The sequence below is a fragment of the Streptomyces sp. NPDC092370 genome, assembly GCF_044755265.1.
In the GTDB taxonomy this organism is placed as follows: Bacteria; Actinomycetota; Actinomycetes; order Streptomycetales; family Streptomycetaceae; genus Streptomyces.
In genome coordinates this window covers 198,456-225,221 of record NZ_JBIVQO010000002.1, presented here as the reverse complement: position 1 = coordinate 225,221, position 26,766 = coordinate 198,456, and the positions used below count along the sequence as shown (strand labels likewise).

Annotated in this window: 27 protein-coding genes and 3 pseudogenes; 14 read left to right on the top strand and 16 right to left on the bottom strand. The window is 71.8% G+C overall.

The genetic code is table 11. The features are described 5' to 3' along the window. The first annotated feature begins 18 nt into the window (after positions 1-18). From ACIQHQ_RS07635 to ACIQHQ_RS07615, 5 genes and pseudogenes are all read left to right on the top strand, one after another. Entirely contained in the window at positions 19-783 is a 765-nt protein-coding gene (locus ACIQHQ_RS07635) for a DeoR/GlpR family DNA-binding transcription regulator (protein WP_402611597.1), read from the top strand. Then, on the top strand, positions 780-2,120 hold the full coding sequence (locus ACIQHQ_RS07630; RefSeq protein WP_402610814.1) for a 6-phospho-beta-glucosidase: 1,341 nt from the start codon (positions 780-782) through the stop codon (positions 2,118-2,120). The genes ACIQHQ_RS07635 and ACIQHQ_RS07630 overlap by 4 nt, the downstream gene beginning before the upstream one ends. A gap of 71 nt (positions 2,121-2,191) precedes the next feature. Next, positions 2,192-5,233 (top strand): alpha-mannosidase, encoded by a 3,042-nt coding sequence (locus ACIQHQ_RS07625; protein WP_402610813.1) that lies wholly within the window; start codon positions 2,192-2,194, stop codon positions 5,231-5,233. 4 nt (positions 5,234-5,237) lie between these two features. Continuing rightward, a pseudogene (locus tag ACIQHQ_RS07620) lies at positions 5,238-5,542 on the top strand (alpha-L-fucosidase); the annotation flags it as partial. Positions 5,543-5,801: 259 nt separating this feature from the next. Beyond that, a complete protein-coding gene (locus ACIQHQ_RS07615; protein ID WP_402611595.1) occupies positions 5,802-6,314 on the top strand; it encodes a cupin domain-containing protein in 513 nt (170 codons plus the stop codon). Here the strand turns inward: ACIQHQ_RS07615 and ACIQHQ_RS07610 are convergent. After that, on the bottom strand, positions 6,311-7,447 hold the full coding sequence (locus tag ACIQHQ_RS07610) for an ATP-grasp domain-containing protein (protein ID WP_402610812.1): 1,137 nt from the start codon (positions 7,445-7,447) through the stop codon (positions 6,311-6,313). The genes ACIQHQ_RS07615 and ACIQHQ_RS07610 overlap by 4 nt on opposite strands. Before the next feature lie 255 nt (positions 7,448-7,702). Between ACIQHQ_RS07610 and ACIQHQ_RS07605 the strand changes: the two genes are divergently transcribed. Further along, complete coding sequence (locus ACIQHQ_RS07605) at positions 7,703-8,563, top strand: metallophosphoesterase family protein (protein ID WP_402610811.1); 861 nt, start codon at positions 7,703-7,705, stop codon at positions 8,561-8,563. After that, positions 8,560-9,219, top strand: coding sequence for a 4'-phosphopantetheinyl transferase (locus ACIQHQ_RS07600; protein ID WP_402610810.1), 660 nt, complete (start codon positions 8,560-8,562; stop codon positions 9,217-9,219). The genes ACIQHQ_RS07605 and ACIQHQ_RS07600 overlap by 4 nt, the downstream gene beginning before the upstream one ends. Positions 9,220-9,255: 36 nt before the next feature. Here ACIQHQ_RS07600 and ACIQHQ_RS07595 read toward each other — a convergent pair whose 3' ends face one another. The 3 genes from ACIQHQ_RS07595 to ACIQHQ_RS07585 all read right to left on the bottom strand — a co-directional run bounded on the left by ACIQHQ_RS07595 (position 9,256) and on the right by ACIQHQ_RS07585 (position 10,878). Next, on the bottom strand, positions 9,256-9,480 hold the full coding sequence (locus tag ACIQHQ_RS07595; protein WP_402610809.1) for a hypothetical protein: 225 nt from the start codon (positions 9,478-9,480) through the stop codon (positions 9,256-9,258). Between the two features lie 175 nt (positions 9,481-9,655). Further along, complete coding sequence (locus ACIQHQ_RS07590; RefSeq protein ID WP_402611593.1) at positions 9,656-10,186, bottom strand: toxin-antitoxin system, toxin component; 531 nt, start codon at positions 10,184-10,186, stop codon at positions 9,656-9,658. A 32-nt stretch (positions 10,187-10,218) separates the two neighbouring features. Then, complete coding sequence (locus ACIQHQ_RS07585; RefSeq protein WP_402610808.1) at positions 10,219-10,878, bottom strand: helix-turn-helix domain-containing protein; 660 nt, start codon at positions 10,876-10,878, stop codon at positions 10,219-10,221. Positions 10,879-11,116: 238 nt separating this feature from the next. On the opposite strand from ACIQHQ_RS07585, the gene ACIQHQ_RS07580 reads away from it, so the two are divergent. The 7 genes from ACIQHQ_RS07580 (at position 11,117) to ACIQHQ_RS07550 (ending at position 17,274) form a co-directional block, all read left to right on the top strand. Further along, on the top strand, positions 11,117-11,776 hold the full coding sequence (locus ACIQHQ_RS07580; protein ID WP_402610807.1) for a hypothetical protein: 660 nt from the start codon (positions 11,117-11,119) through the stop codon (positions 11,774-11,776). Between the two features lie 70 nt (positions 11,777-11,846). Further along, a complete protein-coding gene (locus ACIQHQ_RS07575) occupies positions 11,847-13,001 on the top strand; it encodes an NAD(P)/FAD-dependent oxidoreductase (protein ID WP_402610806.1) in 1,155 nt (384 codons plus the stop codon). Beyond that, a complete protein-coding gene (locus ACIQHQ_RS07570) occupies positions 12,998-13,312 on the top strand; it encodes a (2Fe-2S)-binding protein (RefSeq protein WP_402610805.1) in 315 nt (104 codons plus the stop codon). The genes ACIQHQ_RS07575 and ACIQHQ_RS07570 overlap by 4 nt, the downstream gene beginning before the upstream one ends. Further along, complete coding sequence (locus tag ACIQHQ_RS07565) at positions 13,302-14,666, top strand: FAD-dependent oxidoreductase (protein ID WP_402610804.1); 1,365 nt, start codon at positions 13,302-13,304, stop codon at positions 14,664-14,666. The genes ACIQHQ_RS07570 and ACIQHQ_RS07565 overlap by 11 nt, the downstream gene beginning before the upstream one ends. Continuing rightward, positions 14,663-15,553, top strand: coding sequence for a dihydrodipicolinate synthase family protein (locus ACIQHQ_RS07560; RefSeq protein ID WP_402610803.1), 891 nt, complete (start codon positions 14,663-14,665; stop codon positions 15,551-15,553). Before ACIQHQ_RS07565 ends, ACIQHQ_RS07560 begins: the two co-directional genes overlap by 4 nt. Before the next feature lie 5 nt (positions 15,554-15,558). Beyond that, positions 15,559-16,560 (top strand): proline racemase family protein, encoded by a 1,002-nt coding sequence (locus ACIQHQ_RS07555; RefSeq protein WP_402610802.1) that lies wholly within the window; start codon positions 15,559-15,561, stop codon positions 16,558-16,560. A 42-nt stretch (positions 16,561-16,602) separates the two neighbouring features. After that, positions 16,603-17,274: a GntR family transcriptional regulator gene (locus ACIQHQ_RS07550; protein WP_402610801.1), complete on the top strand. Its 672-nt coding sequence runs from the start codon at positions 16,603-16,605 to the stop codon at positions 17,272-17,274. A 115-nt stretch (positions 17,275-17,389) separates the two neighbouring features. On the opposite strand, the gene ACIQHQ_RS07545 is transcribed toward ACIQHQ_RS07550, so the two are convergent. From ACIQHQ_RS07545 to ACIQHQ_RS07490, 12 genes and pseudogenes are all read right to left on the bottom strand, one after another. Next, positions 17,390-18,325: a PDR/VanB family oxidoreductase gene (locus ACIQHQ_RS07545; protein WP_402610800.1), complete on the bottom strand. Its 936-nt coding sequence runs from the start codon at positions 18,323-18,325 to the stop codon at positions 17,390-17,392. Then, on the bottom strand, positions 18,322-18,501 hold the full coding sequence (locus ACIQHQ_RS07540; protein WP_402610799.1) for a hypothetical protein: 180 nt from the start codon (positions 18,499-18,501) through the stop codon (positions 18,322-18,324). Before ACIQHQ_RS07540 ends, ACIQHQ_RS07545 begins: the two co-directional genes overlap by 4 nt. Beyond that, complete coding sequence (locus ACIQHQ_RS07535; RefSeq protein WP_402610798.1) at positions 18,498-19,568, bottom strand: Rieske 2Fe-2S domain-containing protein; 1,071 nt, start codon at positions 19,566-19,568, stop codon at positions 18,498-18,500. Before ACIQHQ_RS07535 ends, ACIQHQ_RS07540 begins: the two co-directional genes overlap by 4 nt. A 308-nt stretch (positions 19,569-19,876) precedes the next feature. After that, positions 19,877-20,783, bottom strand: a pseudogene (locus tag ACIQHQ_RS07530) (ATP-binding cassette domain-containing protein); the annotation flags it as partial. A gap of 54 nt (positions 20,784-20,837) precedes the next feature. Beyond that, positions 20,838-21,504 (bottom strand): annotated as a pseudogene (locus tag ACIQHQ_RS07525) (ABC transporter substrate-binding protein); the annotation flags it as partial. A gap of 61 nt (positions 21,505-21,565) precedes the next feature. Then, entirely contained in the window at positions 21,566-21,670 is a 105-nt protein-coding gene (locus tag ACIQHQ_RS07520; protein ID WP_402610797.1) for a putative leader peptide, read from the bottom strand. A gap of 135 nt (positions 21,671-21,805) precedes the next feature. Further along, a complete protein-coding gene (locus ACIQHQ_RS07515) occupies positions 21,806-22,264 on the bottom strand; it encodes an RrF2 family transcriptional regulator (RefSeq protein WP_402610796.1) in 459 nt (152 codons plus the stop codon). A 103-nt stretch (positions 22,265-22,367) separates the two neighbouring features. Next, positions 22,368-23,267 carry a TauD/TfdA dioxygenase family protein gene (locus ACIQHQ_RS07510; protein ID WP_402610795.1) on the bottom strand — a complete coding sequence of 300 codons (900 nt, stop codon included), beginning with the start codon at positions 23,265-23,267 and terminating at the stop codon, positions 22,368-22,370. Next, positions 23,264-23,449, bottom strand: coding sequence for an FAD-dependent oxidoreductase (locus tag ACIQHQ_RS07505; RefSeq protein WP_402610794.1), 186 nt, complete (start codon positions 23,447-23,449; stop codon positions 23,264-23,266). Before ACIQHQ_RS07505 ends, ACIQHQ_RS07510 begins: the two co-directional genes overlap by 4 nt. Further along, positions 23,446-24,819 (bottom strand): LLM class flavin-dependent oxidoreductase, encoded by a 1,374-nt coding sequence (locus tag ACIQHQ_RS07500; protein WP_402610793.1) that lies wholly within the window; start codon positions 24,817-24,819, stop codon positions 23,446-23,448. The genes ACIQHQ_RS07505 and ACIQHQ_RS07500 overlap by 4 nt, the downstream gene beginning before the upstream one ends. 90 nt (positions 24,820-24,909) lie before the next feature. Continuing rightward, positions 24,910-25,920, bottom strand: coding sequence for an ABC transporter permease (locus tag ACIQHQ_RS07495; protein WP_402610792.1), 1,011 nt, complete (start codon positions 25,918-25,920; stop codon positions 24,910-24,912). Beyond that, on the bottom strand, positions 25,917-26,765 hold the full coding sequence (locus tag ACIQHQ_RS07490) for an ABC transporter ATP-binding protein (RefSeq protein WP_402610791.1): 849 nt from the start codon (positions 26,763-26,765) through the stop codon (positions 25,917-25,919). The genes ACIQHQ_RS07495 and ACIQHQ_RS07490 overlap by 4 nt, the downstream gene beginning before the upstream one ends. Position 26,766: the final 1 nt, after the last annotated feature.

Here is a 26,766-nt window from a genome sequence, read left to right as displayed (position 1 = left end):
ACGAGTAGTGTTCCCGCCGTGCTGGCAGAACGACGACACCAACTCATCCTGCGGGCCCTGCGCGCCGGCGGGCCCGCGGCCGTGACCGACCTCTCGGAGCAACTGGGAGTGAGTCCCGCCACCATCAGGCGTGACCTGGTCAAACTGGAAGAAGACGGACTGCTCACACGCGTGCACGGCGGCGCCGTCGTGGAGGAGGGCGATCAGCCCTTCGCCGAGGTCGCAGAGGTGCGCGTGTCCGAGAAGGACGCCATAGCCGAACGCGCCGCCGCGATGATCGAGGACGGCCAGTCGGTGCTGCTGGACATCGGGACGACGGCCTACCGTCTGGCCCGGCAGCTGCACGGACGGCGGCTCACCGTGATCACCAGCAATCTGGTGGTCTACGAGGAACTCGTCGACGACGAGGGCATCGAGCTGGTCCTGCTCGGCGGCATGGTCCGCCGCGAGTACCGCTCCCTGGTCGGCTTCCTCACCGAGGACAACCTGCGCCAGCTGCACGCCGACTGGCTCTTCCTCGGCACCAGCGGGGTGCGGCCCGGCGGGCAGGTCATGGACACGACGGTCGTGGAGGTGCCGGTCAAGCGCGCCATGATCAAGGCCGGCGAGAAGGTGGTCCTCCTCGCCGACGCGGCGAAGTTCCCGGGACACGGGATGGCGAAGGTCTGCGGTCCCGAGGACCTGGACGCGGTGGTGACGAACGAGCCGGTCGACGCGGCGACGCGGACCTCCTTCCAGGAGGCGGGCGTCGAGGTCGTCGTGGCGGGAAGGGAGCAGACGTGAAGCTGACGATTCTCGGCGGCGGGGGATTCCGCGTGCCGCTGGTGTACGGAGCGCTCCTCCAGGACCACGCCGAGGGCCGGGTGACGCACGTCGTCCTGCACGACCTGGACGCCGGACGGCTGTCGGCGGTGACACGCGTCCTCGCCGAGCAGGCGGCCGGAGTCCCGGACGCGCCCGGGGTGAGCGCCACCACCGACCTCGACGAGGCCCTGCGCGGCGCCGACTTCGTGTTCTCCGCGATCCGCGTCGGCGGCCTGGAGGGGCGCGCGAACGACGAACGGGTGGCCCTGGCCGAGGGCGTGCTGGGCCAGGAGACGGTCGGCGCGGGCGGCATCGCCTACGGCCTGCGCACGGTCCCGGTCGCCGTCGACATCGCCCGGCGGGTGGCCCGGCTCGCCCCCGACGCCTGGGTCATCAACTTCACCAACCCGGCCGGCCTGGTCACCGAGGCCATGTCCCGCCACCTCGGCGACCGCGTCATCGGCATCTGCGACTCACCGGTCGGCCTCGGCCGCCGCATCGCCCGGGTACTCGGAGTGAAGAACCCGGGGGAGGCATGGATCGACTACGTCGGCCTCAACCACCTCGGCTGGGTACGCGGCCTGCGCGTCGCCGGCCGGGACGAGCTCCCGCGCCTGCTCGCCGACCCCGACCTGCTCGGCTCCTTCGAGGAGGGCAAACTCTTCGGCGCCGACTGGCTGCGGTCCCTTGGCGCGATCCCGAACGAGTACCTGCACTACTACTACTTCAACCGCGAGGCCGTCCGCGCCTACCAGCGGGCCGAGAAGACCCGCGGCGCGTTCCTGCACGACCAGCAGGCCCGCTTCTACGCCGAGATGAGGAACCCGGACGCCCCCGCCCTCACGGTGTGGGACCGCACCCGCGCCGAGCGCGAGGCCACTTACATGGCCGAGAACCGCGAGACCGCGGGCGCCGGCGAACGCGACGAGGACGACCTGTCCGGCGGCTACGAGAAGGTCGCCCTCGCGTTGATGCGGGCGATCGCCCGGGACGAGCGCACCACCCTCATCCTCAACGTCCGCAACCGGCACACGCTGTCGGTCCTGGACGCGGAGGCCGTCATCGAGGTCCCCTGCCTCGTCGACGCCAACGGCGCCCACCCCGTCACCGTGGACCCGCTGCCCGGCCACGCCACCGGCCTGGTCTGCGCCGTCAAGGCCGTCGAGCGCGAGGTGCTGGCCGCCGCCGGCTCCGGCTCCCGCGCGACGGCCGTGAAGGCCTTCGCCCTGCACCCGCTCGTGGACTCCGTCCATGTGGCCCGCAGGCTGGTCGAGGGCTACACCGAGGTCCATCCCGGGTTGGCGTACCTTAGGTGAACGCCGCCTGGTAAGCGCTTTCCCCCACCGCTTGCCGCCTGCTCGCTCTTCCCGCTTCCTGGAGACATTCCATGCACGACGAAAGCCGCCGCATCGAGGAGCGCGTGCAGCGCCTTCACGACCAGCGCATCAAGACCGCGGTCTACGCGGCCACCGTCCCCTTCGAGGTGGAGGCCTGGCAGGCCCCGGGGGAGCCGGTCCCCTTCGACGAGGCCGCCGCCGCCTCCTACGAGCCCTTCGCGATGGGTACCCCGTGGGGCCCGCCCTGGGGCACCACCTGGTTCCGCATGCGCGGACAGGTGCCGAAGGAATGGGCGGGCCGCCGCGTCGAAGCCGTCATCGACCTCGGCTTCGTCGGCGACTGGCCCGGCAACCAGGCCGAGGCCCTCGTCCACCTGACGGACGGCACCCCGCTGAAGGCCGTCAACCCGCTCAACCAGTACGTGGCGATCGCCAACCCCGCGCAGGGCGGCGAAACGGTCGACTACCTGGTCGAGGCCGCCTCCAACCCGGACATCCTCGCGGACAACTTCTCCAGGCCCACGCCCCTCGGCGACAAGCTGACCGCGGGCGACAAGCCGCTCTACACCTTCCGCGCCGCCGACATCGCCGTCCTCGACGAGGAGGTCTTCCACCTCGACCTCGACGTGCAGGTGCTGCGCGAGCTGATGCTGGAGCTCGGCGAGCACGACCCGCGCCGCCACGAGATCGCGCACGCCCTGGACCGGGCCATGGACCTGCTCGACCTGGACGACGTCTCCGGCTCGGCCGCCGCGGTGCGCGAGGCGCTGAAGCCGGTGCTGTCCAAGCCCGCACACGCCAGCGCGCACACGATCTCCGGCGTCGGCCACGCCCACATCGACTCCGCCTGGCTCTGGCCGATCCGCGAGACCAAGCGCAAGACGTCCCGCACCTTCTCGAACGTCACCTCGCTCGCCGACGAGTACGACGACTTCATCTTCGCCTGCTCCCAGGCCCAGCAGTACGAGTGGGTGCGCGACAACTACCCCAAGGTGTGGGCCCGCATCCAGGAATGCGTCAAGAACGGCCAGTGGGCGCCGGTCGGCGGCATGTGGGTCGAGTCCGACGGCAACCTGCCCGGCGGCGAGGCCGTCGCCCGCCAGTTCGTCCACGGCAAGCGGTTCTTCATGGACCACTTCGGCATCGAGACCAAGGGCGTGTGGCTGCCGGACTCCTTCGGCTACAACGCGGCCTACCCGCAGATCGCCAAGCTCGCCGGGAACGACTGGTTCCTCACCCAGAAGATCTCCTGGAACCAGACCAACAGGTTCCCCCACCACACCTTCTGGTGGGAGGGCATCGACGGCACCCGCATCTTCACGCACTTCCCGCCGGTCGACACCTACAACGCCCGCTTCAGCGGCGAGGAGATGTCCCGCGCGGTCCGCAACTACCGGGAGAAGGGCGGCGCCTCCCGGTCCCTGGCCCCCTTCGGCTGGGGCGACGGCGGTGGCGGCCCCACCCGCGAGATCATGGAACGGGCCCGTCGGCTGGCCGACCTGGAGGGCTCCCCGAAGGTCGTCGTCGAACACCCCGACGAGTTCTTCGCCAAGGCCCGCGAGGAGTACCCGGACGCACCCGTGTGGGTCGGCGAGCTCTACCTGGAGCTGCACCGCGCCACCTACACCTCCCAGGCCCGCACCAAGCAGGGCAACCGCCGCTCCGAGCACCTCCTGCGCGAGGCGGAACTGTGGGCGACCACGGCCGCGCTGCACGCGCCGGGCTACAGCTACCCCTACGAGAAGCTGGACCGGCTCTGGAAGACGGTGCTCCTGCACCAGTTCCACGACATCCTGCCCGGCTCCTCCATCGCCTGGGTGCACCGCGAGGCCGAGGCCGAGTACGCCCGTGTCGCACGGGAACTGCACGCGCTGACCGCCGAGGCGGTGGCCGCGCTGGGCACCGGCGCACCCCGCGTCTTCAACACCAGTCCCTACGCCCGCGCCGAAGTGATCCGCACCGCCGACGGAGCACCCGCGTACGTACAGGTGCCCGCGAGTGGCTCCGCTCCCCTCGCCGACACCGCGCCCCCGCAGCCCGTGACGGTGACCGGCCGGACCCTCGACAACGGACTGGTCCGGGTGGAGGTGGCCGAGGACGGCACCCTGTCCTCCGTCCGCGACCTGCGCGCCGGCCGTGAGGTCCTGGCCGAGCCGGGCAACCTGCTCCGCCTGCACACCGACCTGCCCAACTACTGGGACGCCTGGGACATCGACAAGCACTACAGGAACCGCTACACCGACCTCCTCGACGCCACCTGCGTCGCGGTCGTCGAGCAGGACCCGCTGATCGGCGCCGTCCGCGTCGAGCGGGCCTTCGGCAAGGGCTCCACCATCACCCAGACGATCACCGTCCGCGCCGGCAGCCCCCGGATCGACATCGAGACGGACATCGACTGGCACGAGACCGAGAAGATCCTCAAGGCGGCCTTCCCGGTCGACATCCGCGCCCCGCACTCCAGCGCCGAGATCCAGTTCGGCCACATCCAGCGCCCCACCCACACCAACACCACCTGGGAGGCGGCCCGCTTCGAGGTCTCCGGCCACCGCTGGGTGCACCTCGGCGAGCCGGGCTACGGAGTCGCCGTCATCAACGACTCGACGTACGGCCACGACGTCTCCCGCACGGTCCGCGAGGACGGCGGCACCACGACCACCGTCCGCCTCAGCCTCGTCCGCGCCCCGCGCATCCCGGACCCCGAGGCCGACCAGGGCCGCCACCGCTTCACCTACGCGCTGCTGCCGGGCGCGACCATCGAGGACGCCGTGGCCGAGGGCTACTCGCTCAATCTCCCGCTCCGGGTGGCGGAGTCGGCCGGGGCCCCCGAGCCGGTCGTCTCCGCCGAGGGCGAGGGCGTCACCGTGGAGGCGGTCAAGCTCGCCGACGACGCCTCCGGCGATGTCGTCGTACGGCTCTACGAGTCCCGCGGCGGTCGCGCCACCGGCACCCTGCGCACCGGGTTCCCGCTCGCCGGTGCCCAGGTCACCGACCTGCTGGAACGACCGCTTCAGGACGCGGAGATCACCGACGGCGCCGTCGCCGTCGCCCTGCGGCCCTTCCAGATCCTCACCCTCCGGCTGCGCAGGGGCTGACCTCGTGGCCATGCAGCCGTGGTTCGAGGACGCCGAACTCGCCGATCTTCGTCCACTGGGGCGTCGACGCCGTCGACGGCGTCCCAGGAGTCCTGGTCGTTCCACGACGGCGTCGCCCGCACGAGCTGGAGGTGTCCCGGCTCCACCGGTTCACGGCCGCCCGCTACGACCCGCGCGACCGGGCGAGGCTCTTCGCGCGGGCCGCGCCGGGTACGCGGTCCTGACCAGCCGTCACCACGACGGGTCGCCCCGTGGGACACCGCGTACGGCGACCTGCACGTGGGCCGCGACCTGATCGGCGGCTGTGCCCGGTCCCGGTCCTGGGCAACGGCACGGAACCGGCCCCACGTCACCGGCGGCCTGCACGAGACGCGCGGGATCCTCTGGATCGCTCCCCCACGGCGGTGGACCTCGATCCGCACGCGACGGTGCCGGCGTCGAACGGGAAGGAGAACGGGCGCTGTACCGGGGCGAGGGCCGCTTCTGGCCGCCGAATTGACCCACGATTTCGGCACCGGAATGCCCCCGGCGGTGGGTCGCCCGGCTCCCTAGAGTCATCATCATGACGATGAAGCAGAACGAGACGGAACACGCCGGCGACGTTGGGCCGGTCCTCACCCGCGCCGCCGAGGCCGAGACGACGCGCGACCCCAGCAGCGTGATGACCCTCCTCGCCGACTCCCGGGACACCGGCGGGCGGCTCACCAGCTACCGGTCGACATTCGCCGAGGGCGCGGTCGGCGCGCCCGCCCACCTGCACACCAAGGCGTCCGAGCTGTTCTACGTGATCGACGGAGCGCTCCAGGTCCTGGTGGGCGAGGAGATCACCGTGCTCCGGGCCGGCGACTTCCTGCTGGTCCCGCCCCACACCCCGCACGCCTTCGCCGCCGCGCCCGCGGCGACAGCCGACGTGCTGTTCGTCTTCACCCCGGGCGCGGGTCGCTTCGACTACCTGCGGCTGCTGGGCCGGGTGATGCGCGGCGAGGCCGACCCGCAGGAGATCAAGGACTCCTCGGAACGCTTCGACAACCACTATGTCGACAGCCCCGTGTGGCGCGAGGCTCTCGCCGCCAGGCGCTAGAGGGGCAGCGCCTGAGCCGCCGCCCCGAGGGGGCCGACCGGTTCTGCCGACGGGGGCGCGGGCACCCCCGGCAGCGGCTCCGTCGTCTCCGGCCGCTGCTGCGTCGGCGACACCGGCCGCAGCGGACGCAGCCCCGACACCACCGTGTAGTCCTGGCCCAGGAACGGCAGGACCATCTCGCCCGGGTCCTCGCCGAGGGCCAGCTGCACCGCGGCCCAGGGGGCGTTGACGCCGCACAGGGACAGCTGGTGCAGTCCGCCGGCCGGGCGGGTGTTGACGTCCATGAGGACCGGCCGGTCGCCGAACATCCGGAACTGGATGTTGGACAGGTAGTGCAGACCGAAACCCTCGGCGATCCGCCGGGCCGGGTCCAGCCACTGCTCGTGCAGGGTGAAGCCCCGGCGGCGGCCGTTCTTGGTGCGGCCCACCGCCAGCCGGACCAGGTCGTCCGGGCCGGTGAGGCAGTCCACCGAGACCTCGGGCTGCTCGAGTCGCGGCATCACCAGCCAGTCCACCGGCTCCTCGGCACTCCGCAGCGCCTCCAGCACCAGATCGAGCGGCACGTACGGGCTGGGGAACCCGCTCAGCTGCATCAGCGAGAAGGGCGTACGCGTGATCACGCGAAAACCCACCCCGCCGGCCCCGGACGCCGGCTTGAAGCACGCCTTGTGCCCGTCGGCCTCCAACTCATCGACAGCTGCGACGAGTTCGTCCTCCGAGCGGACCCGGTACCACGGCGGCACCGGTACCCCGATCGCCTGGACCGCCTCGTAGGCGATCACCTTGTCGTGGAAGACGGCCACGGCCTCGGGCGGCGGCGCCAGCAGGGCCGTGCCGGCCGCCTCGAACTCGGCGCGGTGCGCCACGATCGCCGCCTGGTGCAGCCGGGGCACGAACACGTCGATGCCACGTCGCGCGCACTGGTCCAGCGCGTACTCGACGTACCCGGCGGGGGAGAGGTTCTCGGGTTCCAGCTCGGCGGTGTCGGCGGCGGCCAGCACGGGCGAGTCGGGGTCGCCGTGGGTGGCATGGATCTCGACGGCCCGGTCGCTGGGATTTCTCCGCAGCTGGTCCATGAAGAACACGTTCTCCGCGTACGTGCGGTTGAGCCAGACCCGTACGCGAGAGACCATGCAGGCCGCCTTTCACGGTTCGCGGGCAGGGCTGAGCAGCCCGTGCCCGGGCAGAAGAATGGAGGGACACCAAACCGCCCCTGTGAAAGGGAAGTTCCAAGCGGTGGTGTTGGGCCAGATCATACGGCTTCGGCGGGCCCCGCCGTGCACTGCGCGTGTGAAGGATTTCTCCGGCCACGGCTCTCGGACCGCCCTTGTCCCGGTCGCACGGATGTGATCTCTTGGTGGCGTCCGGGTGCGCGGAGGGGGCGAAGAGTGATGGCGACGGCCGGTGGAGCCGCACAACTGCTGGCCGTCAGCGATCTGCACATCGGGTACCCGGAGAACCGCGCCCTGGTCGAGGGCATGCGGCCCGGGACGGACGACGACTGGCTGCTCGTGGCCGGTGACGTCGCGGAGACCGTGGCGGACATCCGCTGGGCCCTCCGGACGCTCTCGGGCCGCTTCAGCAAGGTCGTCTGGGTGCCCGGCAATCACGAGTTGTGGACCCATCCGAGCGACTGCGTGACCCTGCGCGGTGCCGCCCGCTACGCGTACCTGGTCGAACTGTGCCGCGAACTCGGAGTGACGACACCCGAGGATCCCTACCCCGTCTGGGAAGGCCCCGGCGGCCCGGTGGTCGTCGCCCCGCTCTTCGTGCTGTACGACTACTCCTTCCTGCCGGCCGGCTGCGCCACCAAGGAGCAGGGACTGGAGTACGCGCAGGGCACCGGGATCGTCTGTACCGACGAGTATCTGCTGCACCCCGACCCCTACCCGAGCCGGGAGGCCTGGTGCCGGGCCCGGGCCGCGGAGACCGAACGCAGACTCGCCGAACTGCCGGGCGACCTGCCGGTGATCCCCGTCAACCACTACCCGCTGCACCGGCACCCGATGGACGTCCTGCGGCACCCCGAGTTCGCCATGTGGTGCGGCACGGACCTGACCGCCGACTGGCACCGCAGGTTCCGCGTCCGGACGATGGTCTACGGCCATCTGCACATCCCCCGCACCACCTGGCACGAGGGCGTGCGCTTCGAGGAGGTGTCGGTGGGCTACCCGCGCGAGTGGCGCAAGCGGCCCGGGCCGCCCGGGCGGCTGCGGACGATCCTGCCGGGAGAGGGCGAGGAGCGGTGATCGAGGAACTGCTGCCGAAAGCCGCGGTCACCGTGGAGGCGTACGGCCACGAGGACGCGGCCACGCCGCTCTACCCCGAGGAGGCGGCGCTCGTGGCGCGGGCGGTCGCCGAGCGGCGCAGGGAGTTCGCCGTCGTGCGCTCCTGCGCCCGCAGCGCCATGGAGAAGCTCGGGGTGCCGCCGCGGCCGATCCTGCCGGGGGAGCGCGGCGCCCCCCGCTGGCCGGAAGGGCTGGCCGGCAGCATGACCCACTGCGACGGCTACTGCGCCGCCGCGCTGGTGCGCGCCACCGATCTGGCCTCCCTCGGCATCGACGCCGAGACCCACGGCCCGCTACCGGAGGGCGTCCTGTCGGCTGTCTCCCTGCCGGCCGAGGCCGGCCGGCTGCGGCGGCTCGCGGCCGAACGCCCCGGCATCCACTGGGACCGGTTGCTGTTCAGCGCGAAGGAATCCGTCTACAAGGCGTGGTTCCCCCTCACCGGGAAGTGGCTGGACTTCATGGAGGCCGACATCGAGCTCACCGCGGACGGCACCTTCCGTGCGGCACTGCTCGTCCCCGGCCCGCGCCTGGGAGCCCGCCGCCTCACCCACTTCGACGGCCGCTGGACAACGGCGCGGGGCCTGATCGCGACGGCGATCGCGGTACCGCACGCCTGACCCCGCGCCGCGGCATCCGGTCCGCGTCACCGTGGCTCAGGGGCCCGGCTGCGGACACCAGTTCCCCAGGAGGCGGAAGAACGCCTCCTCGTTGCCGGTCAGCCCGGCGCGCTCCAGGGCCTGCTCCGCCTCGGCGAGCACCGCGGGCGGGACGAGCGGCGGGCCGCCCTCCAGATCGAATGCGGCCCGGACGGTGTACAGCAGTCGCAGATAGGCCTGGACGGCGGTGCGTTCACGATCGGTCAGAACGGCGGTGGGCATCGGTCGGCTCTCCCCGTGTCGGCGTCGTCGGTCAAGCGCCCTGGCGGCGCGCGCGCCCCGCACAGCGGTGGCGTACCTCCAGCTTGCCGCCCACCACTGACAATCCGGTCCCGCCGCCCTCCGGTTCGCCCGCTCGGCGGAGGCGGACGCACCGGTATCCGCCGGGGACGGCCCGTCAGCCCTGCGGTCCGCGGTACCCCAGCGAGGCCTCGATCCGCCCCGCGAGATGGTCCCGCTGCACCGGCCCCCGCGACGACGAACCGGCCAGCCAGGCCCGGCACTTGCTGGCGAGCAGCAGGCCGAAGCTCTCGGCCTCCTTCTCGTCGTCGAGGTCGAAGCGGGTGCGCGCGGCGACCTTCAGCACGGTCGCCTGGAGGTCGGCTCCGTCGTCCAGCAGCCGGGCCGCGACGGCGGCGCCCTCGACGTGGTGGGAACAGTGCCCGGCCTTCATGTGCCACAGCTCGTGGCCGAGAATCACCAACTGGTGTTCGGGAGCGGTGCGTTCCTCGATCACGACGAGGTCCTGCTCGGCCATGTCCAGCCAGAGCCCGCTGGCGGTCCCGGCCGGGAAGGCGGCCGTACGGAAGAGGACGGGGCGACCGCGGCGTCTGCTCATGCCGTCGCACAGGGCCGCGTACAGCTCGTCGGGCCGAGCCGGCGCGGGGAGGGTCAGCTCCGCGACCAGCTCACCGCACAGGCGGCGCATTTCCCTACCGATGCCCACAGTTCTCCCCACGGTCACGACTCGGGCCGCTTGACGCTCTCCAGGAGCATGTCCAGCCACTCCGCGACCTTGTCGCGGTGCTGGTCGGTGGGCAGTTGCGCGGCCCGCCAGGCGATGCCGCGCACGCCGTGGTCCTGCAACAGCCGCTCCAGCGGGTCGTCCGCCGCCGCGGCCGCCTCCCGCTCGCGGTCGGCGAGCTTCTGCAGCAGCTCCTGCTCGGTGTGCTGGAGGGCGCTCACCAGCGCCTCGGGGTCCTCGGCCGTCAGGAACCCGGCGTGCACCCGGAAGAACCGCTGGAGGGCGTCGCAGTGCTCCATGGTCGGCCGCCGGTCGCCGTTGATGAGAGCGCCGGCCTGCTGGCGGGACATGCCCGCGCCGTCGGCGATCTCCTGCTGGGTGTACTTTCGGCCGTTGGGCTTGAGCCGGGTCCGGCGCAACAGGTCCAGGCGCTGCAGGAACCGGGCCTGCACATCGGGCTCACCCGCGGGCCGGCCGCTGAGCAGGGCCTTGACCACCGGCTCCGGGACCCCGGAGGCGACGGACAGCCGGCCGGTGTCGAAGACCTCGGCGTGCGGCACGCCGAGCCGGTCGGCGAGCGCGGTGACACGGGAGACGACGGCCGTTAGCACGGCCGTACGCGTGGCGCCCGGACCCTCGACGAAGCCACCCGTCACCGACAGATCTCCTACGTATCTCACAGGCTTCTCACAAGTGGATGCCGTGACCTACCCCGGCGTGAACTTCCCGGAGCGTAGCCGGTGCTTCGAACTCACATCCAGGTCTCGCCACAACTGTGGCCAATTTCAGCCGTCAACAGGCACGGAATGCCACGATAGTTGACACGCCTCAGCTCGGGGCAGCAGGATCGGGGCGCCGCGTCAAGGCCGCACAGGCAAGAGGGGTGACCTCCCGATGGCATATCAGGCAGGAGGGCAGCGGCCGGCACCGCGGCCCGTCCCCGAGACTCCGGAGACCCAGGCCTACCTGGAGGACTACGCCGGGCTTCTCGACGGTGTCCCCTTCCCGTCGATCGTCGTCGACCACTGCTGGGACGTGCTGCTGACCAACGGCGCCTTCCGGTCACTTTTCCGCGAGGTCGGCCCCCACCCGACGGCCATGCCGGACGACAACTTCCTCAGGTTCGTGCTGTTCCACCCCGACGCCCCCGCGGTGCTCGGCGAGCACGAGGCGAGCTGGTGCCTGCCGATGCTCGCGCACTTCGCACGGACCGTGGAGAGCCACGGCCCCGACCACGGTCTGCAGGCCATCCGCCGCGACATCGCCCAGGACCCGATCATGGAGGCCGCCTACCGGCACGGCCTGCCGCACTGGATCCGCGCGGTCGGCGAGGGCGCCGTCGAGCAGGACGGTGCCGTACGGCCGCTGCTGCACCCGGATCCGCGCCGTGGTGCCACCGCATGCCGGGTCGTGGTCGAGACGTCCAGGACGCTCCAGGAACTGGGCTGTGCCCGGGTCACGTTCGTCCTGCGCGAGGCCCGCCGGGCTCCGGCCCGGGAGCGCCGCACCCGCCGTAGCGCCTCTCACCTCAGGGTCGTCCCCGCGACCGACTGACCGTTCCCGTACGCCCGCCCGCGCCCGCGGCACCCTTCCCCGATTCTGTGGTGTGTGACATAGTACTGGCGTGAGCGAGTCGCTGACCTGCGATGTCGTGGTGGTCGGAGCCGGTGTGGTCGGTGCCGCCGCCGCGCTGTACGCGGCCCGGGCAGGCCTGGACACCGTCGTGGTGGACCGGGGCCCGGTGGCCGGCGGGACGACCGGAGCGGGGGAGGGAAACCTCCTCGTCTCCGACAAGGAACCCGGACCGGAACTCGAACTGGCCCTGCTCTCCGCCCGGCTGTGGGCCGATCTGGCCCGGGAAGGGCTCGGAGAGGTCGTCGAGTACGAGGCCAAGGGCGGAGTGGTCGTCGCCGCGACCGAGCGCGCACGGGCCGGTCTGGAGGAACTCGCCGCCGCCCAGCGCGCGGCCGGGGTCGAGGCGGTCCCGGTGCCGCCCGACCGGCTCACCGACCTGGAGCCGTACCTCACCCCCGGCCTCGCGGGCGGCGTGCACTACCCGCAGGACGCTCAGGTGATGCCCGCCCTCGCGGCGGCGCACCTGCTGCGCGCCTCGAAGGCCCGGGTGCTCACCGGCTGGGAGGTCACCGGCATCCTGCGCGGCCCGGGCGGTGCGGTGCGCGGCGTGCGGACCGGCCGGGGCGACCTCCACGCGCCCGCGGTCGTCAACGCGGCCGGCACCTGGGGCGGCGAGGTGGCGGCCCGCGCCGGGGTGACCCTGCCGGTGCTGCCCCGGCGGGGTTTCGTCCTGGTCACCGAGCCGCTGCCGCCCCGCATCCGGCACAAGGTGTACGCCGCCGACTACGTGGCCGACGTCGCCAGCGACTCGGCGGCGCTGCAGACCTCCCCGGTGGTGGAGGGCACCCCGGCCGGGCCGGTCCTCATCGGCGCCAGCCGCGAACGGGTCGGCTTCGACCGGTCGCCTTCCCTCCCGGCGCTGCGCGCGCTGGCGGCGGGGGCGACAGGGCTCTTCCCGTTCCTCGCCGGAGTCCGGGCCCTGCGGACGTACGCCGGCTTCCGGCCGTATCTGCCGGACCACCTGCCCGCGATCGGTGCCGACCCGAGGGCGCCCGGGCTCTTCCACGCCTGCGGGCACGAAGGCGCGGGCATCGGCCTCGCCACCGGCACCGGGCACCTCCTCGCGCAGGTGCTGACCGGACGGACACCCGACCTGGACCTCGGCCCGTTCCGGGCCGACCGCTTCACCGAGGAGGCCGAGTGAATCCGCTGGAGCTGGCGAGGGCCAGGCCCGGCCCCGCCTTCACGGTCACCTTCGACGGGCGGCCGGTCGAGGCGCTGCCCGGGCAGACGGTCGCCGCCGTGCTGTGGACGGCGGGCGTCACCTCCTGGCGCGCCACCAGAGGCGAGGGCCGTCCGCGCGGGGTGTTCTGCGGGATCGGCGTCTGCTTCGACTGCCTGGTGACCGTCAACGGCCGCCCCAATCAGCGGGCCTGCCTGGTGCCGGTGCGGCCCGGGGACCTGATCGGCACGCAGGACGCAACGGGGCACGAGGAGGGGGCACATGCCAACTGACCTCGCCGTGATCGGCGCCGGACCGGCCGGGCTCGCCGCCGCCCTGGCGGCCTCCGCGCGCGGCGTACGGGTCACGCTCGTCGACGCCGCGACGCAGACCGGCGGACAGTTCTACCGGCAGCCCGCAGCCGGACTCGGCGCCGGGCGGCCCCAGGCACTGCACCACCGGTGGCGGACCTGGGAGCGGTTGCGGGACGGGCTCGCCGCCAGTGCCGTACGCGTGCTGACGGATCACCACGTCTGGAGCGTGGAGCGCACCCCGGACGGCTTCACCGTGCACGCGCTGCTCGGACCGGAGCAGGAGGAGCCCGCCGAGGTGCCCGCCCGCGCCGTGCTCCTGGCCACCGGCGGCTACGAGCAGGTGCTGCCCTTCCCCGGCTGGACCCTCCCCGGCGTCGTCACGGCCGGGGGTGCCCAGGCCATGCTCAAGGGCGGGCTCGTGGTGCCGGGGCGCCGGGCGGTCGTGGCCGGGACCGGGCCGCTGCTGCTGCCCGTGGCGACCGGACTCGCGGCCGCCGGAGCCGAGGTCGCCGCCCTCGTCGAGTCGGCCGGCCCCGGACGCCTCGCCCGCCACGGCCGGGCCCTGGCCGGCAAACTCCCGGAAGGCGCCGGGTACGCCGCCCGGTTGCTGCGCCACCGCGTGCCGGTCCTCACCCGCCACACCGTCGTCCGCGCCCACGGCGACGACCGGCTGACCGGTGTCATCGTCGCCGCCCTCGACGCCGACGGGCGCGTCCGGCCCGGCACCGAGCGGCATCTGCCCTGCGACACCCTGGCCGCCGGCCACGGCATGCTCCCGCACACCGACCTCGCCGAGAGTCTGGGCTGCCGCCTCGACGGGTTCGCCGTGGCCGTCGACACCGAGCAGCGCACGGACGTACCCGGAGTGTGGGCGGCCGGGGAGGCCACCGGCATCGGCGGCGCCGCCCTCGCCCTCGCCGAGGGCCACATCGCCGGCCGCTCCGCCGCCGCGTACCTGCGGGACACCGCCCCCGACCCCGCTCCCGCCGCCCTCATCTCCCGCGCACGGCTCAGACGCTCCGCCGCCGCCCTCGACTCCGCCTACACGCCGCCCGCGCACTGGGCCGAGCAGATCACCGGCGACACCGTGATCTGCCGCTGCGAGGAGGTCACGGCCGGGGCCGTGCGCGAGGCGGTGGATCTCGGAGCGGGGGACGAACGCACCGTGAAGCTCCTGACCCGGGCCGGAATGGGCTGGTGCCAGGGCCGGATGTGCGGCACCGCCGTCGCCGGTCTCGCCGGCTGTGCCCCCACCCCGGCCAGGCGTCCGTTCGCCCGTCCCGTACCGCTCGGCGTCCTCGCGCGCCCACACCCCCAGGAGGGACTGTCATGACCGATCACCGCCCCTGGCGCGGCGTCCTCGTCGCCACCGCGCTCCCGTTGGACGACGACCTCCGCGTCGACTACGACCGGTACGCCGAGCACTGCGCCTGGCTGGTCGACAACGGCTGCGACGGTGTCGTACCGAACGGCTCCCTCGGCGAGTACCAGGTGCTCACACCCGAGGAGCGGGCCCGGGTCGTCGAGACGGCCGTCTCCGCGATCGGCGGGGAACGCGTGATGCCCGGCGTCGCCGCGTACGGGTCCGCCGAGTCCCGCCGCTGGGCCGAGCAGGCCGGCGAGGCGGGCTGTCACGCGGTGATGCTGCTGCCCCCGAACGCCTACCGCGCCGACGAACGCTCCGTCGTCGCCCACTACGCCGAGGTCGCCGGGTCGGGCCTGCCGGTCGTGGCGTACAACAACCCGATCGACACCAAGGTCGACCTCGTGCCCGAGCTGCTCGCCCGGCTGCACGGCGAGGGGCACATCCAGGGTGTGAAGGAGTTCTCCGGCGATGTCCGCCGGGCCTACCGGATCGCCGAACTCGCCCCCGAGCTCGACCTGCTGGTCGGGGCGGACGACGTCCTGCTGGAGCTGGCCGTCGCGGGCGCCAAGGGCTGGGTGGCGGGTTACCCCAACGCGCTGCCCCGCGCCTGCGTCGAGCTGTACCGCGCCGCCGTCGGCGGCGACCTGGACACCGCGTCGGCGCTGTACCGGCAGCTGCACCCGCTGCTGCGCTGGGACTCACGGGTGGAGTTCGTCCAGGCCATCAAGCTGTCGATGGACCTCGTCGGCCGCCACGGCGGGCCCTGCCGCCCGCCCCGCACGGCGCTGCTGCCCGAGCAGGAGGCGGCGGTGCGCGCCGCCACGGAGAAGGCCGTCGCGGCCGGATTGAGCTGAGGACCATGCGCAGCGGACTCGTCCTGCACGCCGTCGACTCGCACACCGAGGGCATGCCGACCCGCGTGATCACCGGCGGCATCGGCACCATCCCCGGCGCCACCATGAACGAGCGGCGGCTGTGGTTTCGCGAACACCGCGACGACATCAAGCAGTTGCTGATGAACGAGCCGCGGGGCCACTCCGCCATGAGCGGTGCCCTCCTCCAGCCGCCGACCCGGCCCGACTGCGACTGGGGCGTCGTCTACATCGAGGTCTCCGGCTATCTGCCGATGTGCGGGCACGGCACCATCGGCGTGGCCACCGTGCTGGTCGAGACCGGCATGGTCGAGGTCGTCGAGCCGGTCACCACCATCCGGCTCGACACCCCCGCGGGACCGGTCGTCGCCGAGGTGGCCGTCGAGGACGGCGCCGCCAAGGCGGTCACCCTCCGGAACGTGCCCTCCTTCGCCGTCGGCCTCGACCGCACGGCCACCCTCGCCGACGGCCGGACGGTGACCTACGACCTGGCCTTCGGCGGCAACTTCTACGCCATCCTGCCGCTGGAGCGGTTCGGCCTGCCCTTCGACCGGTCCCGCAAGGACGAGATCCTCGCCGCGGGCCTGTCCCTCATGGCCGCCGTCAACGCCGAGGACCCGCCCGTCCACCCGGAGGACCCGTCCATCCACGGCCTCCACCACGTCTACCTGGCCGCCCCCGGCTCGACCGCCCGCCACTCCCGGCACGCCATGGCCATCCACCCCGGCTGGTTCGACCGCTCGCCCTGCGGCACCGGCACCAGCGCCCGCATGGCACAACTGCACGCACGGGGCGAACTCCCGCTGCACACCGAGTTCGTGAACGAGTCCTTCATCGGCACCCGCTTCACCGGCAGACTGCTCGGCACGACCGAGGTCGCCGGCCGCCCGGCCGTCCTGCCCAGCTTCACCGGCCGCGCCTGGATCACCGGCACCGCCCAGTACCTGCTCGACCCCGACGACCCGTTCCCGGCGGGGTTCGTCCTGTAGACCGGCCCGCGCACCCCGACCACGAGAGGAACCCCGACCGTCATGGCCCCGCAGCACACCCCCGCCCTGCCCGTGCTGGGCAGCAGGAAGCCCAGCCACCGGGAGCGGGTCGCGGACGCGCTGCGGGCCGCCCTGATCGCCGGCGAGCTGCGGCCCGGCGAGATCTACTCGGCCCCCGGTCTCGCCGCCCGCTTCGGCGTCTCCGCCACACCCGTGCGCGAGGCCATGCTCGACCTGGCCAAGGAGGGCCTGGTCGACACCGTGCCCAACAAGGGCTTCCGCGTCACCGCCGTCTCCGAGCGGCAGCTCGACGACTACACCCACATCCGGGCGCTGATCGAGATCCCCACCACGGCCGAACTGGCCCGCACGGCCGACCCGGTGGCCCTGGAGGCGCTCCGCCCCGTCGCCCGGGAGATCGTCACCTCCGCCGCGGCCGGCGATCTCATCGCCTATGTGGAGGCCGACCTGCGCTTCCACCTCGGGCTGCTGGCGCTCGCGGGCAACGGCCATCTCGTCGACGTCGTACGCGACCTCAGACGCCGCTCCCGGCTCTACGGGCTGACGGCGCTGGTGGAACAGGGGCGGCTGGAGGCGTCGGCCGAGGAACACCTGGAGATCCTGGACGCGCTGCTCGCCCGCGACGAGGAGGCCGTCCGGGCCGTGATGGGCCGGCACCTCGGACATGTCCGGGGTCTGTGGGCCGCACCTTGACCACTCCGCGCCAGGCCTGAAGACGGAAAGATGTACCTGTCCTGACCGCACCGGGCCGATCGCCGTCCGGGTACTTCCGCGGACCGGGCCCGGGACGGCGGACCGGGCGGCCGGTTCACAGGTCCAGCACGAGCCGCTTCCCACGGCAGCGGGACACGCAGATGAGCATGGTCTCGCCCGCCGCGCGTTCGTCCTGCGTCAATACGGAGTCGCGGTGGTCCGGCTCGCCGTCGAGCACATCGGTCTCGCACGTGCCGCAGGTCCCCTCCGTGCAGGAGTACAGGACCTCCACCCCGGCGGCGCGCACGGCGTCGAGCACGGACACGTCCGGCGTGACGGTGAGCGTCCTGCCGCTGCGCGCCAGCTCCACCTCGAACGCGCTGTCGCCGCCGGTCTCCTGCTCCTTCGGCCGGAACCGCTCGACGCGCAGCGCCCCGGACGGGCACCGTGCCTCGACCGCGTCCAGCAGCGGACCCGGCCCGCAGCAGTACACGAGCGTGTCCTCGGGCAGGTCGTCCAGTACGGAGGGCAGGTCCAGCAGGCCCGTCTCGTCCTCGGGCGCGATCGTCACCCGGTCCCCGTAGCGCGCCAATTCCCCGGCGAACGCCATGGACCGGCGGGTGCGACCGCCGTACAGCAGGGTCCACTCGGCGCCGGCCGCCTGAGCCGCCGCCAGCATCGGCAGGACCGGGGTGATGCCGATGCCGCCCGCGACGAAGCGGTACCGGCGAGCGGGCTCCAGGCGGAAGTTGTTCCGGGGCCCGCGCACCCGCACCTCGGCGCCCTCGCCCAACCGCTCGTGCACATGGGCCGAGCCGCCCCGACCGGCGCTCTCGCGCAGCACCGCGATCCGCCAGGCCGACCGGTCCGCCGGGTCGCCGCACAGCGAGTACTGCCGTTCCAGACCCGGCTCCAGCAGGACGTCGACGTGGGCGCCCGGCTCCCAGGGCGGCAGCGGCTCATCCAGCGGATGGCGCAGGGTGAGGGAGAGCACGCCGTCGGCGGCGACCTCCCTGCGTGTGACGACCAGTTCGGTCTCGTGGACGGTCATGAGCTGTTTCCTCCCGGCTCCTCGACACGGTGCCCCTGCGGATGCGCGAGCATCCACTCCCACATCTCGACCGGGTCCTGCGCGGTGTGCTCACGGCCGCAGTGGCACGTGCCGTGCAGGGTGTCGGTGCCTGGCAGCCAGGCGATGCGGTAGATCTCGCCGGTGGGAGCCGTCACCGGACCTTCTCCACGGGCTTCTCGCCCTGCTCCACCAGCCGGGCGAGGATACGGCGGGCGGCCAGGCCTCCGGTGTCGATGTTGATGCTCAGCTCCTGGTAGCCGGTGCGTTCGCCGCCGAGCGTCCTCTGCAGCAGGTTGAGCGCGGTGACGTCCTGCATCACCACGGTGTGGTTGTTGCCCCGCAGGAACTCGGTGACCTCGGCGTCATCCGTCGCCCAGTCCCGGGAAACCGCCCAGAAGTCGTACACCGTGCCGTCACCGGAAGGGGTGATCGCGTAGGTGATCTCGGTGTGGAAGCCGTGGGGGTCGCTGCCGTCCGCCTCCGGCACCACACCGACCGGGGCGATACGGCTGTGCAGCAGATACAGACAGGGGGCGTGGTACTCGATGTCCTGCCAGCGGGTGATCCGGCCCTCGATGCCGGTGGACCTGGCGTAGAAGGGCGGGCACTCGGCGTCGTCCATGTGCCGGCTCACCCGGACGATCCCGGCGCCCTCGTCGACCTCCGTGGTGATCGGCGTCTCGGCGACCTCGGGGGTGCCGATGTAACCGCCGTGCAGGTACGTCTCGTGGGAGAGGTCGAGGAGGTTGTCGACGAGCAGGCCGTAGTCGCAGTCGATGGGCTCCATGCCGCGCACGGTGACCCAGCCGGGGGAGTCGAGGTGCCGGGCCCGGGGAACGGCCTGCGGGTCGGCGAGCGCGGGGTCGCCGATCCACACCCAGATCAGCGAGTCCTGCTCGACGACGGGGTAGCTGGCGATCCGGGCGGTGCGCGGCACCCGTTTCTGCCCCGGCACGTACACGCACGTACCGGACGTGTCGTAGGTGAACCCGTGGTAGCCGCACACGATCCGGTCCCCGTCCAGCCGCGTCGGCGCCTCCGACAGCGGGTAGCGGCGGTGCACACACCGGTCGTGCAGGACGACCGGGGTGCCGTCCTCCTCGGTCCGGTACAGCACCAGCGTCTCACCGAGGATCGTCCGGCCGAGCAGCTCCCGCCCGACCTCGTGACTGTAGGCGGCGACGTACCACTGGTTCCTGGCGAAGGCGGTCATGTGAGGCATGGGGTTTCCCGTCCCTGTCGGCGGGGCGCCGTCGCCCCGCGTGCCGTGGTTGGGATCAGGGTCCTGACAGCTGTGGTTGCCGCGCAAGACGACTTCTGCCAGGCGGAAGTGTCTCTGCGAAAGAGCTGGTCAGGGACGTGCCATGCGTTTGCCTTGTCATTGGCAGGGGGCGGTGCTGCCGGGATTGTCCAGAAGCCGAACTCGTGTTGGTGAACGGGCCGATTTCTTGCCCACCCGGCTGCCAGTCGAGTCCTTGCACTGGCCCACGGGGCATGTTCGGCGGAGCGGTAGTGCTTGCGATCCGTCGCTCAGCCGGTGACCCGCAGGCCTCGCCCGCGCAGCACCCGCCGCTCCAGCGGGCTGAAGATCAGCAGGTCGATGGCAATGCCGACGAGCAGGATGAGGAAGATGGCCAGGAACACCTGCGAGATGCTGGCGTTGTTGCGGCCGTTCTCCAGCAGCTGGCCGAGGCCGACGCCGAGATCGGGTGAGGAGGCGATGATCTCGGCGGCCATCAGGGAGCGCCAGGAGAATGCCCAGCCCTGCTTCAAGCCGGCGATATAGCCGGGGAGCGCGCCCGGCATCACGATGTGCCAGGCGCCGCGCAGGCCGGTCGCGCCCAGGGTGCGTTCTCCCGTCTCCCGCCAGATGCGCGTCAGCTCGTCGTCCAGCACGTCACGGGTGATCGCGTCCAGCGCCGCGAACGGCTCGTCCATCAGCAGTAGGCCGCTGTCCTGGGCGAGCGCCCGGGCCAGTGCCACGCGCTGGCGCATACCGCCTGACAGCTCGTGCACCCGCTTGCCGTGCGCGCCCTGCAGCCGCATGAGTTCCAGCAGCCGTTCCACCTCGGCGCGGCGCTCCGATTTGGCGACGCCGCGCAGCTTCAGCGCGAGTTCGATGTTCTTGCCCGCGGTCAGCCATGGGAACAGGGCGTGTTCCTGGAACATCAGGGCGAGCCGGCCGTCCGTGCCGATGGAGCCGGCGGACGGCAGGTCAAGGCCCGCGACCAGGTTGAGCAGGGTGGACTTGCCGCAGCCGGAGGCCCCCAGGGGGTGACGAACTCGCCGGGTGCGACATCGAGCGTGATGTCACACAGCACGAGCTGCTGCCCGCCGGGCATGCCCGGCGCGGGGAATGACTTCGAGACATGCTCGATACGGGCGGCGTGCGTCACCGCCGGGGCGTCCTGACAGCCCTGGCGACCGTGGTGGCCATGGTCGTCACCTCACGGGTACTCATCGGGCCGGTTGTCGCTTGTCAGCTGTTCGGCTACTCGGCGCCGAGACCGGCGTCGTACCTCGTCCTTGCCTTCGGCCTTGAGGACCTTGTGCGGGGTGAGGTCGTAGATGCCCTTCAGGTCGGGCTCCTTCAGCAGACCGGCCTTCACCGCGTGCTCCGCCTCGGTGTCGAGGGGGGCGGCCGGCGGATCGTCGAGCAAGGTGATCGACTTCCAGGCCGGGTCGATGACCTCGGCGGGCAGGGCCTTGCCCGACTCCGCCTTCAGCACCTCGTTTGCGGAGGCCTTCGCCTTCTCCGGGCTGGCGTTGATCCACTCGTTGGTCTTCACCGAGCCGCGCAGCACGGCCTCGACGACGTCCGGGTACTCCTTGAGGAACGCCTGTCGGACGATGATGTTCGTGATCGCGAACTTCTTGTCGGGCCACAGGTCGGCCTCGTCGAGGAGCACCTTCGCGCCCTCGGTGACCAGCTTGGACGCGGTCGCTCCGGCCCAGGCGCCGTCGATGGAATCGGACGTGCAGGCGTCCGGGGTGATCTTGTTGTCCGTGCGGACGACGGAGACATCGCCCTTGCCGCTCTCCGCGTCGACCTTCCAGCCCTTCTCCGCGATCCAGTGGAGGAACGTGACGTCCTGGGTGTTTTGCGGCGTGGTGATCTTCTCGCCCTTGACGTCGTCCAGGGACTTGATCTTGGCAGGGTGTGCGGAACGGGCAGGCGCGCGGGGCGCTGCCGACCGAAGGATGTTCTGGCGGCAGGCCTCAGGCGGGTCGTCGACAGATGGCGCTGGACGTGCGGCCGAGGTCGATGTGGCGGCGCGAGGTCAGCAGGGGGAGGGGCAGGTCTGCGCGGTCACGCGTTCTCATGGCCCCCACAGTTCCCTAGTTTTCTACCGGGCTGATAGGGGTCGTGGCAGAAGGTGGCGTGCACCCCAAGGGGGCGTTCATATGATGGACGCGGCCATCTCGCTCTTTGGGAGACTTGGTTGATTGCCCAGCCTGTCAGGGGTTGACCCAGGCTTGCGGGGCGTCGGTCAGCGCGGCTACGTCGGAGGGCAGTTGGGCCGATGCGACGTCCGCGAGCGACACGCCCTCGAGGATCTCGCGCACGTTGGACCGCAGAGCGATCCACAGGGGGAGCAGTGACTCGGCAGGGCCGGTGTAGGACAGCTCGGGCGGGCGGACCCCGCGTACCGAGACCAGGGGGCCCTCCACGACGCGGATGACGTCGGCGATGCTGATCGACTCGGCGGGTTTGGCCAGCCGGTAGCCGCCGTTGCCACCGCGCTGGCTGAGCACGAGGCCGCCCCGGCGCATGTCGTTCAGGATGTTTTCGAGGAACTTGTGTGGGATGTCCTGGGCCTCGGCGATGGCCTCGGCTTTCAGTGGCCCGTCATCCCGTGACGCGGCGAGCTGCAGCGCGGCACGTACCGCGTAGTCCGCTCTGGCTGAGATCCGCATGCGTCCATTATTCCGTAGGGCCTCGGCCGGTATCCACTACCGGCGGGCCGCCGGGCGGGAGCGGAGCTCCCTGCCCGGCGGCCACGCGTGGCGGGCGCGGTGCTCAGGCTGCCGCCCGGGTGTAGTGGGCGGCGTCGTCGCCCTCGATGACGTGGCTGAGAGTGCCGTCGACACCGGCCGGGACGTCGCCCGCGACAGTCACCCGGTGCAGCAGGCGCGGCAGGTCGCCGTAGTCGTCGGGGGCGTAGTGCTGGGTGATGCGGTTGTCGAACAGGACGAGGTCGCCGGGCGTCCAGGCCACGCGCACGATGTTCTCGGGACGCGTGATGTACGACTGGAAGATGCGCAGCAGGTCACGGGAGTCGGACGGGCCGAGGCCCACGATGCTCCGGGCGAAGCCGCCGATGAACAGCCCGCGCTCCTCGGTCTCGGGGTGGACGCGGACGACCGGGTGGGCGGTGCGGTACTTCCGGGAGACGAACCGCCGGCGGTGCTCGGCCGCCTTCTCGTTCTTCGGGGCGGCGTAGTCGTAGTCGTTGGTGTGCACCGCCCACAGCGTGTCGGCCAGCTCGCGCAAGGGCTTGGGCAGGTCCTGGTAGGCGGCGGCCGAGTTGGCGATGAGGGTGTTGCCGCCGTAGGGCGGGACCACGATGCTGCGCAGCGTGGACGCCTTCGGGGGTGTCCGGACGAAGGTGACGTCCGTGTGCCACTGGTTGGCGCGGATCCCCTCGTCACCGTCGACCGGCAGGATGTTCGGCTGGCCATCGACGGAGGGGACTGTCGGGTGTGCGGTGGTGAGCTCGCCGAAGAGGGAGGCGAAGCGGAGCTGGCCCGCGTCGTCCAGGTCCTGGTCGCGGAAGACGAGCGCCTTGTGTTCCAGGAGTGCGGAGTTGATCTCGGTGACGACGGCGGGGTCGAGGCCGGTGGAAAGATCCAAGCCGAGGATTTCGGCGCCGATACGGCCGCTGATCTTGCGGATGCCGAAGTCGGTGCTCGTGGTCATGCGCGGGTGTCCTTTCGAGGGTGATCAGTCGGGAGGAACGCGGTGGCGCCGCTGGTGCCGCAGTAGCCCTTGCCGGCGAGGACGACGTCCGCCCCGTCCTGGGCCGCCTTGAGCGCGGCACAGGTGGCGGCGGGGCCGCCGCCGACCACCAGGACGTCCGTGGTGAGGTCGAAACCGGTCATACGGCCACTTCTTCCTCTGTGGCTGTGGCTGTGGCTGTGGCTGTGGCGGTGAGCCGGTTGGCGGGGCGGGCCAGGCCGTAGTTCTCGCGCAAGGTCCGGCCGGTGTACTCGGTACGGAACAGCCCGCGCCGCTGCAGGATCGGTACGACGTGGTCGACGAAGTCCTCCAGGCCGCCGGGCAGGTGGGGCGGCATGATGTTGAATCCGTCGGCGGCGCCCTCGGTGAACCACTCCTCGATCTCGTCGGCTATCTGCTCGGGAGTACCGGCGAAGACGCGGTGGCCGCGTCCGGCGCCGAGGCGGGCGATGAGCTCACGCAGGGTGAGGCCGTCGCGGTGGGCGAGTTCGACGACGAGCGTGAAGCGGCTCTTGTTGCCGTTGATGTCCCGCTCCTCCGGAAGCTCGGGCAGCGGCCCGTCCAGCGGCAGCCCGGTCAGATCGGTCCCGAGCATGCCGGACAGCTGGGCCAGCCCGTACTCGGGGACCTGGAGTTCCGTCAGCTCCTGTTCCAGCGTCCGGGCTTCCGCTTCGGTCGAGCCGATGACGGGGGCGATGCCGGGAAGCACCAGCAGCTGGCCCCTGGTACGGCCGTATCGGGCCAGCCGGGACTTGAGGTCCTTGTAGAAGGCCTGGCCGTCGGCGAGGGTCTGCTGAGCGGTGAACACGGCCTCGGCGTACTGGGCGGCGAACTCCTTGCCGTCCTCCGACGAGCCGGCCTGCACCAGCAGCGGGTAGCCCTGCGGGGTGCGCGGTACGTTCAGGGGGCCCCGCACCCCGAAGTACTCCCCGCGGTGGTTGATCTCCCGCACCTTGTCGGTGTCGGCGTAGACGCCGCGCTCACGGTCGAGCAGGATCGCGTCGTCCTCCCAGCTGTCCCACAGCTTGGTGGCGACCTCGACGAACTCCCGTGCCCGCTGGTAGCGCAGCGCGTGCTCCAGGTGCTCGTCCTGCCCGAAGTTGAGGGCCTCGTTCACGGTGCCGGAGGTGACGATGTTCCAGCCGGCCCGGCCGCCGCTGATGTGGTCCAGGGAGGCGAACTTGCGGGCGGTGTGGAAGGGCTCGTTGAAGGTGGTCGAGACGGTGGCGATCAGGCCCACGTGTTCGGTGACCGCTGCCAGGGCCGACAGCAGGGTGAGCGGTTCGAAGCCGCCGAGGGCGTTGTGGCGGACCTTCCCCCACAGGGCGAGGCCGTCGGCGAGGAAGACGGAGTCGAGCAGACCTCGCTCGGCGGTGCGCGCGAGGTGCTGGAAGTAGCGCAGGTCGGTGACACGTTCGGGCTGGGTGAGCGGATGCCGCCAAGCGGCGTCGTGGTGGCCCGCGTTCATCAGGAAGGCGTTGAGATGCAGCTGACGGGGTCGGGGTGCGGTCATGGGGTTCCTCGGATCGGGGGGCAGAGAAAGGAGCGGGTTGGCGGAGGGAGAGGGGGAGGGGCGGAGAGGGCAGGGGCGATGCCGGGCAGGTCAGCCGCCCGCGGGTACGCGCCAGGAGCTGAGCCGTCGCTCTACGATCACCAGGAACTGGTTGAAGACCACGCCGATGACGGAGATCGTGATGATGCCCGCGTACATCTGAGGGATCGCGAAGTTGTACTGCGAGGCATTGATCAGATAGCCGAGGCCCGCCTTGGCACCGATCATCTCGGCGGCGACCAGCACCAGGATCGACACCGCTCCGGCCAGCCGGATGCCGGTGAACATCACCGGCACCGAGGCCGGCAGGATGATTTTCTGGAACAGCCGGGGCGCGGGCAGGTCCATCGACTTCGCCAGCTTCAGCAGGGTCGGATCGACGTGGCGGACCGCGCTGATGGTGTTGAGCAGGATCGGCCAGGTGCACGCGTACACCACGATGGAGATCTTCGAGGTCTCGCCGATGCCAAGCAGCAGTACGAACACCGGCAGCAGGGCCAGGGCGGCGGTGTTGCGGAACACCTCGAGCAGCGGTCCGAGGAGGTCGGCGACCGGCCGGTACCAGCCGATCAGCAGCCCGAGCGGTACGGCGACGGTTAGGGCGATACCGAATCCGCTGAACGAACGCGCCAGGCTGGCGCGCGCGTTGTCGGCGAGCTGACCGTCTGTGGCGAGCCCCCACCAGGCGTCGGCGACCTCGCTGAACGGCGGCAGGAAGGTCCGGTCCACCAGGCCGGCCCGTGGCGCGATCTCCCACAGCAGGAGCAGGGCCACGATGGCCGCGGACTTGGTCGCCCCCTTCAGCAGCAGGTACGGCAGTCGGCGGACGGTCCGCAGCGCCGTCCGGCGGACAGGGGCCGTGAGGGAGGGAGCCCGGCGCGCGACCGGGGGGGATGAGGTGCCGGGCGCGGTGGATGTGCCGGTCTCAGGGGACGTGGCGGACTCGGCGGACTTGGTGAGGGAAGGTGCCTGGACGGATTCTGTCGTGTTCGCCGCGTCGGTCGTGGTGGTCGCCTGGGTCGCGTCGGTCTTCTCCGCGGTCGTGCCGGTCGTGGAGCTCATGCCGAGGCCCTCTCTTTCTCCAACTGCTGAGCCCTGGCCACCTCGTCGTGCAGCAGCGACCAGATCTCGTGCCGGTGGCGTGCGAACTCGGGACTGGAGCGGAGGTCGTCCGTCTCCGTACGGGACTCGAAGGCGACCGGCACGATCTGCTTGATCCGGCCCGGTCTGGACGTCATGACGGCGACTCGCTGCCCGAGGTAGACCGCCTCGTCGATGCCGTGGGTGATGAAGACGACGGTCTTGTGGGTGTGTTGCCAGATGCGCAGCAGTTCGTCCTGCAGTGACTCCCTGGCCTGGGCGTCCAGCGCGGCGAACGGCTCATCCATCAGCAGGACATCGGGGTCGTAGGCGAGGCTGCGGGCGATCGCCACCCGCTGCCGCATTCCGCCGGACAGCTCGTGCGGATGGTGGTCCTCGAACCCGATCAGACCGACCAGGTCCAGGAACTCCCGGGCCCGTGCGGCTCGTTGGCGTCGCGGGACGCCGGTGGCCTCCAGGCCGAACTCGACGTTCCCCTGCGCCGTGCGCCACGGCAGCAGCGCGTACTGCTGGAACACGATGCCCCGGTCCAGGCCCGGGCCGGTGACGGGTTCGCCGTCCAACAGGATCCGCCCGCCAGTGGGGTGGGCGAGGCCGCCGAGCAGATCCAGCAGCGTCGACTTTCCACAGCCGCTGGGACCGACCAGGACGACGAACTCGCCGTCCGCTATCTCCAGGTCGATACCGTCGAGGGCAGTGAACCGGGTGGTCTGCCCGGTCCCCGTCCGGCCCCTGACGGTGAATTCCTTCCGTACGTCCTCGAACACGATCTTGGGCGTCGTGAAAGGCGTGGTGGAATCCGGCATG

Excerpts from the sequence above, each read along its gene's own strand:
- ACIQHQ_RS07590 (WP_402611593.1), bottom strand. The coding sequence starts at position 10,186 with ATGCGCCGCCTGTGCGGTGAGCTGGTCGCGGAGCTGACCCTCCCCGCG.
- ACIQHQ_RS07490 (WP_402610791.1), bottom strand. The coding sequence starts at position 26,765 with ATGCCGGATTCCACCACGCCTTTCACGACGCCCAAGATCGTGTTCGAG.
- ACIQHQ_RS07520 (WP_402610797.1), bottom strand. The coding sequence starts at position 21,670 with ATGAGAACGCGTGACCGCGCAGACCTGCCCCTCCCCCTGCTGACCTCG.
- ACIQHQ_RS07625 (WP_402610813.1), top strand. The coding sequence starts at position 2,192 with ATGCACGACGAAAGCCGCCGCATCGAGGAGCGCGTGCAGCGCCTTCAC.
- ACIQHQ_RS07510 (WP_402610795.1), bottom strand. The coding sequence starts at position 23,267 with ATGACCACGAGCACCGACTTCGGCATCCGCAAGATCAGCGGCCGTATC.
- ACIQHQ_RS07495 (WP_402610792.1), bottom strand. The coding sequence starts at position 25,920 with ATGAGCTCCACGACCGGCACGACCGCGGAGAAGACCGACGCGACCCAG.
- ACIQHQ_RS07610 (WP_402610812.1), bottom strand. The coding sequence starts at position 7,447 with ATGGTCTCTCGCGTACGGGTCTGGCTCAACCGCACGTACGCGGAGAAC.
- ACIQHQ_RS07535 (WP_402610798.1), bottom strand. The coding sequence starts at position 19,568 with ATGCCTCACATGACCGCCTTCGCCAGGAACCAGTGGTACGTCGCCGCC.
- ACIQHQ_RS07550 (WP_402610801.1), top strand. The coding sequence starts at position 16,603 with ATGGCCCCGCAGCACACCCCCGCCCTGCCCGTGCTGGGCAGCAGGAAG.
- ACIQHQ_RS07555 (WP_402610802.1), top strand. The coding sequence starts at position 15,559 with ATGCGCAGCGGACTCGTCCTGCACGCCGTCGACTCGCACACCGAGGGC.
- ACIQHQ_RS07565 (WP_402610804.1), top strand. The coding sequence starts at position 13,302 with ATGCCAACTGACCTCGCCGTGATCGGCGCCGGACCGGCCGGGCTCGCC.
- ACIQHQ_RS07615 (WP_402611595.1), top strand. The coding sequence starts at position 5,802 with ATGAAGCAGAACGAGACGGAACACGCCGGCGACGTTGGGCCGGTCCTC.
- ACIQHQ_RS07515 (WP_402610796.1), bottom strand. The coding sequence starts at position 22,264 with ATGCGGATCTCAGCCAGAGCGGACTACGCGGTACGTGCCGCGCTGCAG.
- ACIQHQ_RS07595 (WP_402610809.1), bottom strand. The coding sequence starts at position 9,480 with ATGCCCACCGCCGTTCTGACCGATCGTGAACGCACCGCCGTCCAGGCC.
- ACIQHQ_RS07545 (WP_402610800.1), bottom strand. The coding sequence starts at position 18,325 with ATGACCGTCCACGAGACCGAACTGGTCGTCACACGCAGGGAGGTCGCC.
- ACIQHQ_RS07580 (WP_402610807.1), top strand. The coding sequence starts at position 11,117 with ATGGCATATCAGGCAGGAGGGCAGCGGCCGGCACCGCGGCCCGTCCCC.
- ACIQHQ_RS07560 (WP_402610803.1), top strand. The coding sequence starts at position 14,663 with ATGACCGATCACCGCCCCTGGCGCGGCGTCCTCGTCGCCACCGCGCTC.
- ACIQHQ_RS07505 (WP_402610794.1), bottom strand. The coding sequence starts at position 23,449 with ATGACCGGTTTCGACCTCACCACGGACGTCCTGGTGGTCGGCGGCGGC.
- ACIQHQ_RS07500 (WP_402610793.1), bottom strand. The coding sequence starts at position 24,819 with ATGACCGCACCCCGACCCCGTCAGCTGCATCTCAACGCCTTCCTGATG.